Genomic DNA, 13688 nt, shown 5'->3' with positions numbered 1-13688 from the left:
TAAGGATGATAGAGTGATGGATATAGTGAAATTACGCTATCTGTTTAGCGCCCTCCTGATGACCATCACCGCCGCCGCTGAGAGTGCCGAACGTTATAATGCCCGCTTTCTTAACGGAATAGATCAGAATGCGCTGCGTGATTTTGCCGCCAGCGAAAGCGACGTCCTACCGGGACGCTATTACGTTAATGTTTATATTAACGAAAAGCTCGTCGACAGCAGGGAGATAACCTTCTCGGCGGACGCGATAAATGGCCGCCTGGCGCCCTGTATCAGCGCCGAGGAATATATTCGCTACGGCGTAAAAATTAATGATGATAGCCAACGCTGCTATCCGCTCGTCGACAACCTGACGCAGGCTCGGCTGGAGGTCGATATCGCCAGCCACCGCCTGGCAATCACCCTCCCGCAGCAGTTTGTCCTCACCCGCCCGTATGATTACGTGTCGCCAGCGCTGTTTGATGACGGAATTAACGCCGCTTTTATTAACTATAACTATACCCACGATGAGACTCACGGCGATTGGGGAAGCGATAGATATCAGTACCTGTCGCTAAACAGCGGGCTCAATCTTGGCGCCTGGCGCCTGCGCAACAGCGCCTACTGGAATAAAACCAGCGACCAGACCGATCGCTGGAAAAGTCTTTCCAGCACCCTCGAAACCAGCATTATTGCGTGGCGCAGCCGCCTGGAAATCGGCCAGACCAGCACCGACGCGAGCGTCTTTGACAGCATCCAGTTTCGCGGCGCGCAGCTCGGTAGCGATAGCGAAATGCTGCCCGGCAGCCAGACCGGCTACGCGCCGGTCATCAGGGGCGTAGCCAATAGCAACGCCCGGGTCGAAGTCCGCCAGAACAAGTACGTCATCTTCTCCGAGAACGTTCCGCCGGGGCCCTTTGAGATTAGCGACATCAGCGCCGTCAATCGCAGCGGCGACTTCACCGTCACGGTTATCGAAGCGGACGGTAGCCACAATACATTTACCGTCGCCTATACCACGCTGCCAAAGCTGGTGCGATCCGGGATGTGGAACTATCAGATCTCCGCCGGCCGCTACCACGACGGCGTAGACGGCTACGCCCCGGACTTTATGCAAAGCACCCTCTCCTTTGGGCTCAACAACGCTTTTACGCTGTACGGCGGCGGGCTGGCGGCAGAAAACTATCGCGCGGGCGCTGCGGGCGTCGGTATCAATATGGGGAACGCGGGCGCAGTTTCGGCGGACTACACCTTCGCCTCTACGCTGCTGGCGGACGGCCGCCGTCGGGACGGAGGGAGCATCCGTTTTCTGTATGCCAAATCCTTTCTCGCCACCAGCACCGATTTCCAGGTTGCGGGCTACCGCTACTCAACCGCCGGCTACTACAGCTTTTCCGATGCCGTTATCGAAAGACGCAGATGGCACGATGGCAGCTATACGAACTATCGCTGGCCTGCCGACGATGACCCCTACCGGTGGCAAAACGACCGCCCCGACACCTACTACAGCACGTCGCTGTATAACAAAAAGAATCGTCTGGATATCTCGGCCAGCCAGAAAATCGGTAAGCACAGCTCGTTCTATCTTAACTTCAGCCAGCAAAAGTACTGGAACAGCACCAGCAGCGATCTCTCCTTGCAGAGCGGGTTTAGCTCCAGCATCGGCAAAATAAATTACGGTATCTATTACCAAAACAGCCGTAATCACTACACCCGGAATGACAACAGCCTCAACCTCAGGCTCTCCGTGCCGTTTAATTTCGCCGATAGCAACAGCATCACCGCCTCGATGAGCCTCAGCCATAGCAAATCCGCGGGGACGACCGAGCAGGCCGGGCTCAACGGTTCACTCCTCGACGACGGCCGCCTGAGCTACGCCTTATCCACCGCCTATGACCAGGCGACAAAATCAACCAACAGCGCCAGCCTGGGCTATCAGGGACAGTATGGCAATGTTTACGCCGGCTACGCCTATAACAACGCCGGCAGGCAGGTCAGCGCCAACCTGGCCGGCGGCATGGTTGCCCATCGCGGCGGCATTACCCTCAGCCAGCCGCTGGGCACCACCTTTAGCCTGGTAGAGGCCAGGGGCGCAGAGGGCGTGGGCATCAGCAACCAGACCGGCGTCAAAATTAATCGCTACGGCTACGCGGTGGTCCCGCAAACCCTGCCCTGGCGGCCAAACGCCGTTGAGCTCAATACCCAGGACTTCGATGAATGGCTCGACGTCCCGAACGCCGTCAGCAGCACGGTTCCGACTCGCGGGGCTATCGCCCTCGTGAAGTTTGAGACCTACCGCGGCCAGAGCGTGCTGATCCACGGTTCGCGAGCCAATGGCGACTATCCGCCGCCGGGCGCGCTGCTCTATACCGCCGACGGCCGTAACAACGGGCTGGTCGGCCCCGGCGGGGAGATGTTTGTCTCTGGCGTCAATCCGGGCGATATCCTGCGGGTTAAGTGGGGCGAACTGCCGGAGGAGAGCTGCACCATCACGCTGCCGGCGGCCGGGCCCGATGAGCCGACCCCGACCGCCTATCGCGAATTAACCTTAGTCTGCGCAGATAACCTACCGAGGCCATAATGCAGCATTTCATCCGCCATCTACTTTTCATCTTCGCGGCCGCAGTCCTGGGCCTGAGCGCGCTCCCCGCGCGGGCGCTTACCTGCGCCACGACAACCTCGACCATCAGCGAAACCGTTGATATCGGCAATATTATTAAGGTGTCGAGCAGCGAGCTGATCGCGGGGCAAAAAATATGGGTCTCGCCGACGATAAGCGCCCGCTTTACCTGCAGCGATACCGACAAGCACCCGAAGGGGGAGAGCGCCTATTTTTGGCTGGATCCGGGCAACAAGGCCGGCACCCTGCCCGCCTTTATCAAAATTGGTATCACCTATAACGGCGCCGACTATTTGCTGCGAAACGGGCAAAAGGTTGAAATCGGTCCGGCGACAATTTGCCGGGGAGACTGCACGCAGACCGCGATCCCGGTGACCTTCGATTTGAACTATCAGGTTTATATCATCGCGACGGGCAGCGCGATAACCAACAGCGGCGTTATCGCCAAAGATCTGAAGCTCTCGCTGTTCCAGGTAGACGGCGAAGGGGGGTTACGCAATGGCAGGGTCGGGGATAACTATAACCTGTTGATTACCGGCCTTAACCAGATTAACGCCATGGCCTGCGTGCCGACGGTAGCCATCTCCCCAAGCGAAATAGATTTTGGCACGCTTTCCACCGGCAACGCCCGACCGGGCCAGATGGAGAAAGTCAGATCCTTTACCGTGACCTATGGCCTGAGCCAGAAGGGTTCAGGTATCGCCTGCGGTACGGAAGACCTGTTTGCCACCTTCAGCTCGGTGAACAAAATTCAGGATGCGGCGATCGTTCTTCCCGAAAGCGACAGCGGTTTTGGCATTATCTTGTCCAAAAGCACCACTATGACGCCGCGCATTGAAATGAACGCCCCGGAAAAAATCCCGATAAAAGTCGGTGTTCCTCTGACCCAGCCCTACTTCGCCGGGGTACTGTGGACCACTACCGCCCCCAAAACTGGCGCATTTTCGGCGACGGCTACCATTACCGTCACCTTTCAGTAGCCGGGCGCACGACCCTCCCTTAGTTATATTCCAGGGCAAAGGTCGCCAGGCCATTGGCCCGCCCTGGCGTCACCCGGTCTCCCGTCTGCACGTAGCGGGCGCTGAAGTTGATATTCTCCGCGGTGGCGGCGCTGCTCGCCGTGATATGTTTCAGCACCGGCAGATTGCTGGCCTCGTTAATCTTTATCGGGGTTCCGGCAGAGGGAGCCGGAGCGGAGTTATTGCCGTAGCTCAGCTTGATTCCGACGCCGCTCGCCGCGCCGACGACCTGGGCGAGGGCTAAAGCGTCGCCGATGCCGGGATCGGCGGTGACGCCGAAAAAGCCAATCCTGATATCGGCCGGGGTGCTGCAAAATACCGGAATGCTAAACGTCTGCGCCGCGCCGGCGACGGTCGTTTTGCCTTTGAACTCCGCCTTATTGACCGTGCCCAGATTGACGCCAATCGAGGAGCGGGTCACCTGGCAGCTGCCGTTGGCGCCAATATCCACGTTAAGGGCGGAGAGGTCGATGCTGACCGGCGAGCTCTGCGTGTGGCCCGCGCTCCCGCTATCCTGCTTCTCAATATATAAATTACCCACCTGCGGCTGGGCGGCAACGCTGGTGTGGTTGCCGCTGACCAGCGGAATATCGCCGGTTTTATAAAAGGTGATATAGGCTTTGACCACCGTCTCGCGCTGGGCGAGCAGCGTCGACATCTGCGCGCTATCGCAAACCGTCATCGACTCGCCTCCTGCCGGCGCGCTGCCGCCATCGATGTAGCGAATCGCGCCGCCTTCGCACTGAAAGCCCAGCGAATAGCCCATGCCGCTCAGCGCCGAGTCATAGACGTGCTGGCCGTTAATCACCCGCGGCGAGCCGGCGGTATTGCGCTGTTTATAGATAATGCGCTTCATGCTCGCCGTCGGCAGCTGCAGATCGCAGACAAAGTGGATCCCGCCGCCGTTGTCCGCCATGGCGCTGGTCATTTGCGTGTTGGCCGGCAGCGTGGGCAGATACTTAATATTCTGCACGTTAATGGTCATCTGACCGACGCTGCCGCCACAGCTCTCGGCCCATCCGTAATGCGTGTAAATTCCCGTAGCCAGCAGGAACAAAAACTGCAGCGTACGATAGCCGCTATACATGGCGATCTCTCTTCGGTTTATCGGCACAGGCCGCTGACGGTTTTTACCGCGCTTTGCCGTGCCTGGTGGTCAGCCAGATGAAAATGCAGCGCGCATTTTCGCGAGGTATTACGGTCGTCCCAGCTGACGTCAAGCGTGCCGTCATCCGGGATCCCGCTCAGATAGGCCTGCCCGCCGTCGGCGACCATTCCTGTCGGCGCGGCGCCCTCCGCCTCTTCTTGCTGGCGAAGATGCGCGCTGGCGCCAAAGGGGATCGGCCCGCGGCTATCGCGTAGGATGAACAGCACGCGGTTGCCAATATGGGTTTGATAGTTAGCCAGCACCACGGAGCCGCCGCCGGGGATCACGGTTTGTCCCTGCAGCTCCACGTCGGTATCGTTGGCCATCGAGGCGGTATCAAGGGTAATTACGTTTTTGCGATAGACCGTGAGCGTCGGCACAACCGCGTATCCACGCCCGTCGGTATGCACGTTGGTGCCGTTCTGGATCGCCACGTCCGCCGCGCCCGGCGCCCGCACGATGGCAAAACTGTCGCCCACGGTTTGCCCGAGAGTAACGCCATGCGGGTGCGCAACCACCGAACCTGACGCTCCCCACGTCAGCTGGTTGCTGGCGCTGTCGTGCCGATAGCCCAGCTGGGCGCTGCCGTAGCCGCCGTGATAATCCAGCCCGGCGCTGCTGTTGCTGCCCTGTCCGCCGTTCGCATAGCCCTGCTGCAGCGAGTAGTAGAGATTGGGCCGCTGCGGCAGCGCACCGTACATCGCGACCTGCTGCGAGGAGCGGCCGTTGCTGTCGGTGGTAGTGCTGTAGCTCACCGCGCTCTCCTTCAGCCAGCCGCCCAGCGGAACGTTGAGGTTCAGCGACCAGGAGCGGTCCGCCTTTTCGTCGTCGGACGAGCGGGTGTAGTAGTAGCCCACGCCCCAGGAGATGCCCTTCCACGCGCTGTAAAAACCAACGTGGACCGTCTTATCGCTGCTTTTACTGTGCCAGTACTCCTGCGACCAGGCGGATATCGCCAGGCTGCTCGCCGCGCCAACGGATTGAGAAATCGACAGCTCTTCGCGGCTGCGCTTGTTGTCCACCCGCTCGCTCGGGTCGTCGAGGGCGTTGGCTTCGCTGAAGTCATAGTATCCGCTCGAGGAGTAGCGGTAGCTGGCGAGGTTAAAGGAGGTGCCGGTGAGGGTAAAATCCTTCTGGTACTGCGCGCGAATCGAGTGCCCCACGTAGCGTTTATCGCCGACGGTGGCGGTAGTGGCCCAGGTGACGTCGGCCCCCAGCGATCCCAGCTCGCCGAACCCGCGCCCCACGCCCAGCGCCCACGCCTGATACTTCTGCGCCAGCTGGCTGCCGCCGTAGAGGGTGAACTGGGCGGGAAGACCGTAAAACAGGGTGCCCTGTAAAAACTCCGGCGACTGGGCCGAATTCGTGCCCGCGTGATAGCGCCCGCCGCTGAGGCTAAATTTGCTCCGCCCTTCGCGCAGCATAAAAGGCACCGCGGAGTAGGGCTGGGTGAAGGTGCGCACCGACCCGTCGCTCTCCTTTACCTGCACCTCAAGATCGCCGCTTTGCGCCGTGGGATAGAGATCCTTAATCGCAAAGGCCCCGGGAGCAACGAAGGTTTCGTAGATAACGTAGCCATGCTGTGAAATGGTCACCCTGGCGTTGCTGTGCGCCATACCGCGGATCGTCGGAGCAAAGCCGCGCATGCTGTCCGGCAGCATTTCATCGTCGGACATCAGCTGAACGCCGCGAAACTGCACGCTATCGAAGACCTCGCCGGTGGTGAAGGTATCGCCAATTCGCAGCAGGCTTTTGAGGGATTTTACATCGCGCTGCAAATAGGTGCTTTGGCTACTCCAGCGATAGTGCTGGTCATACTGCATCGCCGAGATATTACGCAGGCGCCAGGCGCCAAGGTTAACGCCGCTGCGTAAATTCAAATAGCTTGAGCGGCTGCGGTCCTCAGACTGCTGCGTTTGCGCCCCCGTCAGGTTGTAGTTAACAAACGCCGCCGCAATACCGTCATCCCAGCGCGCCGGGTCAACGTAGCCGCGGCTCTGCGCGTTCATTGCCGCCTGCGGAATGCCCAGGTTCAGGCGCTGGCTGGCAAAGTCAAAGCGGCTGCTGGCGTCGGGAATATAGCGCTCAATCCGGGTAAAGGTCTCCCCGTCCCGCAGGGTGTTGAAGGATGAAAAAGCGCTGACGTTGACCCCGAACTCCGCCAGCTGCGCGGCGGTTAATACCGGGCGTAGCGTCCCGCTATCTTCGACAAACTCCACCGGCGCCTGGCCTACCTGCTGGTCGTTGAGCCAGATGCTCACCGGGTAGGTGCCGGGCTGCTGGCCGCCGGATTTGGCAAAATAGCGCAGGTCTGCGGTCTTTTGCTGCGGATTGGCAAACTCTAAGGCAGCCGGGTCGAAGTAGTCGTCCGCCCGCGCCGCGCCGCTTTGACAGAGGGTAAAAAGCAGCGTCGGAACGGTTGCCAACGCTAACATCCCCCCGCTGGGGGCCTTCATCACGCTACGAGCATGAGGGATAATCGGGAGCTTCTTTTTCACAATATCCTGACCAGGCGATCTATTAAGCGTGATGGGCTACTGCTGGGCGTAATCGGTAATACCGCCAAAATCGTTAATGGCACGCCATTTAACCGTTCCGCTACCTTCGGCCGGCCACGTTTTATCGGCGAAAGGCCCCACCATTCCGGGTTCTGTAATTTCTTTGCCGCCAACGGCAACCGTGAAAAATGAAACAAAATAGGGCGTCGGGTTGTGAACGGTTAAGCGATGAGCGGCCTGTTTAAATTTCAGCTGCTGCCATGCGCTCTCCGGATCGCCGTGCAAACCGTTTGGCCGATAGAAAATCTTAAATTTGGATTTAATATTGACCTGTAATTTATTGGCCTCCCCTTTTTGCGTCGGGGAAATACTTTTCACGTTCAGCCAATATACCGACTCGCGATCGCAGGGCAGCGGTGAGCCAATGAAATTAATACGCAATACGTTTTCCTGCTCCGGGTCGAGGCGAAAAAGCGGTGGCGTAACAATAAATGGCACCGGGCCTTTATCCGCTTCGGCATAATTCTCCACCCACGACTGCACCAGATAGGGAGAATGGTTATCAGCGTTGGTCACAGAAATGGAGGCTTCGCGCTTCCCTTCATGATAAATAACCCGGGTGCCGCCCATAACAATGCCGGCCTGAGCCACGGCGGAGAACAGGAAAAAGGCGGCCGCAACCGCAGTGATAAACTGCTTCATATTGATAACCATTAAACCAAAGTCGGAATGCCGGAGGGAATGAGCAGGCCCGTTGCCTGCTCATGAGCGTATTAGTTGTAAACCATATTGAAGTTGGCCGTACCATTTGCCGGGCCGACGGACACGGCGCTGGTCGAAATATAGTCGGCGAAGAATTGCAGATCGGCGGTCCCGGAGGCGGCCCCGGAAGTGCCGGCAGTCACCGCCTGCTGGTGCGAGACCGAGCCGAGGTTGATGGCCGTCGATTTATCATCTTCATACAGCTTAATCGCCACGCCCTGAGCGCCGCCGTTTACCGCCAGCAGGTTGCTGTTGTTGGTATCACGAGTGCCGTCAAATATCACCGCCACGGTGGTTACCGAAGCAGGGCAATCTTTCACTTTGATATGGAAGCCGGTTTTGGTGGTCTCTGAGCCCGCGCCGGTGAAATAGCTGCTTGCCCATTTACCCAGATCGACGACCTGATTAGCGCTGGTGCTATCAACATTGCAGGAGGTATCGGTAATTTCACCGGTGAACTCAACCTGACCGCCGGTGTTCTGCGTGCCGGCGCCAGCGCCGGGGTTGACGGTGATTGCGGAGCTGGAAGGCTGAGAAGGGCTTGCGAATACTGCGCCGGACACCAGAGTACCGACAAGAATTGCCATAATGCGTGCTTGGGTTTTCATTATTTATCTCATTGCTAATATAGATTTAATACAGATAAAGCACAGCACCAGTCTGGCCTGTGAAAATCTGTTTACCGGGTCTCCTTGTTAATAATGCGTTCGTTCCATCCGCAGGTTATCAAATATACAAAGAAGAATTCCACCTCAGCTGATTTACTCAAAAAAGAAAAGCCATTAAGTAAAATTTATAAATGTGTATTTAACATGCACTAAATCATATTCTGCCAAAAAACAAAACGCAATATCTTGTTATGTTAATGAAATGGCATTTTACTTTACACATAAAATAAAGATTAAAGATATTATTTCTCTTGTTAATTTTTCACGCAAAAAATCCGCTGCCGCGTCAATAAATCACAACAAGAGCGGGAATTAATTAACAAATTTAATCAAATAACCCTATCTCCCCCCCTGCTTTTTCCATACCGGCACAAGGGGTATCGGACTAAATTAAGAATTATCTTAGTAACCATTTCCTTCATTTTTTTGTCACCACATAAATCATAACCATGCTAATAAATAACAATTACTGTTCCTGTAGCGGAATATATTTCAAATGAAAGCCTGCCCGTGAATATCTTTCATGTTGCCATCCCGCTCGCTGCGGTGCATTAAATCCCGCGCCTTCGCGGCAAACACACACTAATAACGTGGGTAAACGATTTAATAAAAAAAACCGCGCCTCAAAAGCAGGCGCGGTTTTTAGCAAATATAAATCAGCGTGGGCTTAGTCGCTCAGTTAAAACAGTCCTAACGGCGCGGTACCGTAGCTCACCAGCAGGTTTTTCGTCTGCTGGTAGGCGTTCAGCGCCATTTTGTGGGTTTCGCGCCCGACGCCGGACTGCTTATAGCCGCCAAACGCCGCGTGGGCCGGGTAGACGTGGTAGCAGTTTGTCCACACGCGGCCGGCTTTAATCCCGCGCCCCATGCGATAGGCCAGGTTAGTATCGCGCGTCCAGACGCCGGCCCCGAGGCCAAACTGGGTCTCATTGGCGATCGCCAGCGCTTCCGCTTCATCTTTAAAGGTGGTGATGCCAATGACCGGGCCAAAAATCTCCTCCTGGAAGCTGCGCATATCGTTGCGCCCCTTGATCAGGGTGGGCTGAATATAGTAACCGTTATCCAGCTCCGCGGTGATGCTGGCGCGCTCGCCGCCGGTGAGGATCTGGCCGCCTTCGTCGCGGGCAATCTTAATGTACGACAGGATCTTGTCGAACTGCTGGCGCGAGGCCTGGGCGCCGATCATCGTATCGGTATCAAACGGGTCGCCGCGGCGAATTTGCGCCACTTTCGCCATCACCCGCTCCATAAACGGCTCGTAGATCGATTCATGAATAAGCGCCCGCGATGGGCAGGTGCAGACTTCACCCTGGTTGAAGAAGCCCAGCACCAGCCCCTCCACCGCCTTCTCAATAAATTCGTCTTCACCGTCCATCACGTCGGCAAAGTAGATATTTGGCGACTTGCCGCCGAGCTCAACGGTGCAGGGAATAATATTCTCCGCGGCGCAGGCCATAATATGCCGGCCTACCGGCGTGGAGCCGGTGAAGGCAATTTTCGCGATCCGCTTGCTGGTCGCCAGCGCTTCGCCGGCCTCCTTGCCGAATCCCTGCACCACGTTCAGCACGCCCGGCGGGAAGATATCGCCGATAATCTCCAGCAGCAGCGTAATGCTGAGCGGCGTCTGCTCTGCCGGCTTGAGCACCACGCAGTTGCCTGCCGCCAGCGCCGGCGCCAGCTTCCACGCCGCCATCAGCAGCGGGAAGTTCCACGGGATGATCTGCCCCACCACGCCCAGCGGCTCGTGGAAGTGATAGGCCACGGTGGTTTCGTCGATCTCGGCGGTGCTGCCCTCCTGCGCGCGCAGGCAGCCGGCAAAATAGCGGAAGTGATCGACCGCCAGCGGCAGATCGGCGTTGAGGGTTTCGCGAATCGGCTTGCCGTTATCCCAGCTCTCCGCTACCGCCAGGTACTCGAGGTTTTTCTGGATGCGATCGGCAACCTCCAGCAGCAGGTTGGAGCGCTGCTGCACCGACGTTTTTCCCCATGCCTCTGCGGCGCGGTGCGCGGCATCGAGGGCAAAATCGATATCTTTGGCATCGGAGCGGGGAAATTGCGCAATATCGCTTCCGTCCACGGGGGAGGTATTCATAAAGAATTCGCCGCCGAGCGGCTCGACAAACTTGCCGTCAATATAGTTGCCGTAGGCGGATTTGAGCGTCACTAACGCGCCCGGGGTGCCAGGATGAGCATAACGCATTGCAATCTCCTTCTTGTAGGGTTGAGGCGCAGCGGCGTATTGGTTTTTTGCTCTTGCCTGCTGCAACAAGGCTATTGCAGGGGTTATGCCAGTTTTATCGCACTTTAAAATAAATAATAAAATCAGTTTATTAACCCTTAACCTTCGTCGACGTGTCTCCTTCTGCGTCAGCGATGTTTGCTTCTGTGTCGCAAATCGCAACACATAAGAAACCGTAAAGCTACAATGTTGCAACATAACTCAACCGACCATGAGGTGCTCCGTGCAAGGAAACCCGTTTACCCTCGCCCCGGAGGAAACAGCTAATCCGTTGCTCAGCGATTCGTGGTTTCGCAGCCAGCTGTATGGCCTGCAGCCGACGACGGATGAGTTCCCGCGCCTGCGCTCCGGCGAGCTGGCGGATCTGCTGGCCAGCCATAGCGGGCTGCAGCAGCTCACGCAGCCGGTGGTTGGCGCCCTGTCGCGAAAAGTCGCCGACCTGCAGTCGGTGGTGATCCTCTCCGATGCCAGCGGCCTGGTACTGCAAACCTTCGGCAACATGCACGCCATGCAGAAGGCGCAGAGCTTTGCCCTCGCGCCGGGAAATTTATGGAGCGAGAGCGGCCGCGGGACTAACGCCATCGGCACCGCGCTGGCGATTGACGACAGCTGCGAAATTGACGGCCGCCAGCATTTTCTCACCAGCAACCAGGATCTCTACTGCGCGGCCATCCCCATTCAGAGCCCTGACGGGCAAATTGCCGGCGTGCTGGATATTTCCGGGCCGGCGCATTTCCCCCACCCGCATACCCTGGGATGGGTGAAAGAGGCGGCTAAACAGATCGAGTATTTATGGGTAAAACAGAGCCTGCACCCGCAGCAGTGGCTGATGAGCCTGCACTCGCAGCCGCAAAAGCTCGACAGCGTTGAGGAGCTGCTGCTGGTCTTTTCCGATAACGTTCTCACCGCCGGCAACCGGCTGGCGATGCGCGAGCTGGGGCTCGGCAGCGAGCAACTGGGCCACATCACCTTCCAGCAGCTCTTTCCGCTGCTGACGCAAACCGCGGTCACCGTTCCGCTGCCGCTCACCGTTCGCCGACAAAGCTACTACTATCGGCTACGCGCCCCCACCCGCAGCGCCGTGGCGGTGTCGGCCCCGCCCACCGTCGACCTTCCCTTCGCCGGACCGCGCGAAGGGGAAAAAATGGTGCGCCTGCTCAACGCCGGCATCGCGCTGTGCATTGAAGGAGAAACGGGGTGTGGGAAAGAGTACGTCAGCCGTACGCTGCACCAGCATAGCCGCTGGCGCAGCGGTAAGTTTGTTGCCATCAACTGCGCCGCCATTCCCGAATCGCTGATTGAGTCAGAGCTCTTTGGCTATCAGCCGGGGGCCTTCACCGGCGCCAGTAAAAACGGCTATATCGGTAAAATCCGCGAGGCCGATGGCGGCGTGCTGTTCCTGGATGAGATTGGCGATATGCCGATGCTGCTGCAGACGCGGCTGCTGCGGGTGCTGCAGGAAAAAGAGGTCACTCCGCTCGGCGCCAGCCAAAGTACCCCGGTCAACTTCGCGGTGATCTGCGCAACCCACCGTAACCTGGCCCAGCGCGTCGCCGACGGCGAGTTTCGCGAGGATCTGTTCTATCGCCTGCGGGAATTTGCCCTGGCCATTCCGCCGCTGCGCGGCTGGCCGGCGCTGCCGGCGTTTATCCAGCGGCTATGGCAGGCGCTCGGCGCGGGGCAGCGTCGGGTGCAGCTGTCGCCGGACCTGCTGGACAACCTCGCCCGCCAGCCCTGGCCGGGCAACGTGCGCCAGCTGCAAAGCCTGATGAAGGTCCTGCTGGCGCTGGCCGACGACGGCGCCCGCCTCGAGGTTGACGATTTGCCCGCAGAGTACCGGGCAGCGCCGGCACCTGCCGCGCCGCGCGGGCTGCAGCAGCACGATAGCCAGCTGATTGCCGATACCCTGACCACCTACAACGGTAACGTCAGTAAGGCGGCGCAGGCGCTGGGCGTGGCGCGCAGCACGCTCTATCGCCGGGCCGCGCGATCGGGACGAAATTAATCCTCTGCGGGGCCTCGCGCCCCGCCGCCGCTACGACCTGAAGCGTGCCGGCAGCCAGCAGAATACTTTGCGATCGACGGCCTCACAAATCTGCACCAGCCGCAAACCGCAGACCTGCCAGACCGCTCTCGCCACGCAAACGCCCGCGGCGGAGACCAGCACGGAGCCCACCATATCCAGCGGAAAGTGCACGCCGAGAAAAATCCGCGCCCAGGCGACGGACAGCGCCATCAGCAGGACGGCCAACCCGAGCGCCCGTAAGCGCAGCGAGAGCAGCGCAAACGCCGCGCTGAACATCACGCTGCCGTGATCGCTTGGGAAGGAGTTATCCGCCGGATGATCGATCCAGGTATGGCCAAGCGGGATCATAAACGGTCGCGGGTGGAACCACAGCGAGCCGCAGAGCGCGCCGATCGTCAGCGCTGCCACAATGCTCAGCGTGCAAAACAGCGCCTGCCTGTGGCCGCCGCCGCGGCCACCGAGAAACCACTGACACAGCAGAATGACCGGGACGACAAAAATAACCCCGTTGGCTAAGAAGTCTGCCAGCGACAAAATGCTGGCCGAGGTTCCCGGCGCAGCATTGAGCGCTAAAAAGATACGCTGGTTTACGATTTCCAAAAAGTTCATGGGGATAGCTCATCACGGTAATATTGTCGTCATTATCACCACCGGGGCTTAAGTTACGCTTAACCACCGTCGGGAAATTATTCTGATTTTGCTGGCGCATCGCGGGCATATACTTTAGCAT

Annotated in this window: 9 protein-coding genes; 3 read left to right on the top strand and 6 right to left on the bottom strand. The window is 58.4% G+C overall.

All coding sequences use genetic code 11. The features are described from left to right. The first annotated feature begins 16 nt into the window (after window positions 1–16). Window positions 17–2560, top strand: coding sequence for a fimbria/pilus outer membrane usher protein (locus RTE01_RS21195; protein WP_141335344.1), 2544 nt, complete (start codon window positions 17–19; stop codon window positions 2558–2560). After that, window positions 2560–3579 carry a fimbrial protein gene (locus tag RTE01_RS21190; RefSeq protein ID WP_134527345.1) on the top strand — a complete coding sequence of 340 codons (1020 nt, stop codon included), beginning with the start codon at window positions 2560–2562 and terminating at the stop codon, window positions 3577–3579. Before RTE01_RS21195 ends, RTE01_RS21190 begins: the two co-directional genes overlap by 1 nt. 19 nt (window positions 3580–3598) lie before the next feature. On the opposite strand, the gene RTE01_RS21185 is transcribed toward RTE01_RS21190, so the two are convergent. The 5 genes from RTE01_RS21185 to exaC form a co-directional block, all read right to left on the bottom strand. Beyond that, window positions 3599–4705 (bottom strand): fimbrial protein, encoded by a 1107-nt coding sequence (locus RTE01_RS21185; RefSeq protein WP_115192075.1) that lies wholly within the window; start codon window positions 4703–4705, stop codon window positions 3599–3601. 17 nt (window positions 4706–4722) lie between these two features. After that, window positions 4723–7221, bottom strand: a complete 2499-nt coding sequence (locus RTE01_RS21180) for a fimbria/pilus outer membrane usher protein (protein WP_134528614.1) — start codon at window positions 7219–7221, stop codon at window positions 4723–4725. A 78-nt stretch (window positions 7222–7299) separates the two neighbouring features. After that, window positions 7300–7965, bottom strand: coding sequence for a fimbrial biogenesis chaperone (locus RTE01_RS21175; RefSeq protein WP_134527348.1), 666 nt, complete (start codon window positions 7963–7965; stop codon window positions 7300–7302). A 71-nt stretch (window positions 7966–8036) separates the two neighbouring features. Next, the gene (locus RTE01_RS21170) at window positions 8037–8633 is read right to left on the bottom strand and encodes a fimbrial protein (protein ID WP_134527351.1); all 597 of its coding nucleotides are present in this window, start codon (window positions 8631–8633) and stop codon (window positions 8037–8039) included. Between the two features lie 739 nt (window positions 8634–9372). After that, window positions 9373–10893 (bottom strand): acetaldehyde dehydrogenase ExaC, encoded by a 1521-nt coding sequence (gene exaC / locus RTE01_RS21165; RefSeq protein ID WP_045857758.1) that lies wholly within the window; start codon window positions 10891–10893, stop codon window positions 9373–9375. 262 nt (window positions 10894–11155) lie between these two features. On the opposite strand from exaC, the gene RTE01_RS21160 reads away from it, so the two are divergent. Next, window positions 11156–12937, top strand: a complete 1782-nt coding sequence (locus RTE01_RS21160; RefSeq protein ID WP_041146838.1) for a sigma-54-dependent Fis family transcriptional regulator — start codon at window positions 11156–11158, stop codon at window positions 12935–12937. A gap of 30 nt (window positions 12938–12967) precedes the next feature. On the opposite strand, the gene RTE01_RS21155 is transcribed toward RTE01_RS21160, so the two are convergent. Next, the gene (locus RTE01_RS21155) at window positions 12968–13567 is read right to left on the bottom strand and encodes an undecaprenyl-diphosphatase (RefSeq protein WP_041146839.1); all 600 of its coding nucleotides are present in this window, start codon (window positions 13565–13567) and stop codon (window positions 12968–12970) included. Window positions 13568–13688 lie beyond the last annotated feature (121 nt).

It is taken from the genome of Klebsiella terrigena (assembly GCF_006539725.1).
GTDB lineage: Bacteria > Pseudomonadota > Gammaproteobacteria > Enterobacterales > Enterobacteriaceae > Klebsiella > Klebsiella terrigena.
Note: the sequence above shows the minus strand (reverse complement) of the source record. Positions and strands in the feature narration are given on the sequence as shown.

Bases quoted from the DNA above. Each gene is read 5' to 3' on its own strand.
- RTE01_RS21195 (WP_141335344.1), top strand. From the start codon at position 17: ATGGATATAGTGAAATTACGCTATCTGTTTAGCGCCCTCCTGATGACC.
- RTE01_RS21190 (WP_134527345.1), top strand. From the start codon at position 2,560: ATGCAGCATTTCATCCGCCATCTACTTTTCATCTTCGCGGCCGCAGTC.
- RTE01_RS21185 (WP_115192075.1), bottom strand. From the start codon at position 4,705: ATGTATAGCGGCTATCGTACGCTGCAGTTTTTGTTCCTGCTGGCTACG.
- RTE01_RS21180 (WP_134528614.1), bottom strand. From the start codon at position 7,221: ATGAAGGCCCCCAGCGGGGGGATGTTAGCGTTGGCAACCGTTCCGACG.
- RTE01_RS21175 (WP_134527348.1), bottom strand. From the start codon at position 7,965: ATGAAGCAGTTTATCACTGCGGTTGCGGCCGCCTTTTTCCTGTTCTCC.
- RTE01_RS21170 (WP_134527351.1), bottom strand. From the start codon at position 8,633: ATGAAAACCCAAGCACGCATTATGGCAATTCTTGTCGGTACTCTGGTG.
- exaC (WP_045857758.1), bottom strand. From the start codon at position 10,893: ATGCGTTATGCTCATCCTGGCACCCCGGGCGCGTTAGTGACGCTCAAA.
- RTE01_RS21155 (WP_041146839.1), bottom strand. From the start codon at position 13,567: ATGAACTTTTTGGAAATCGTAAACCAGCGTATCTTTTTAGCGCTCAAT.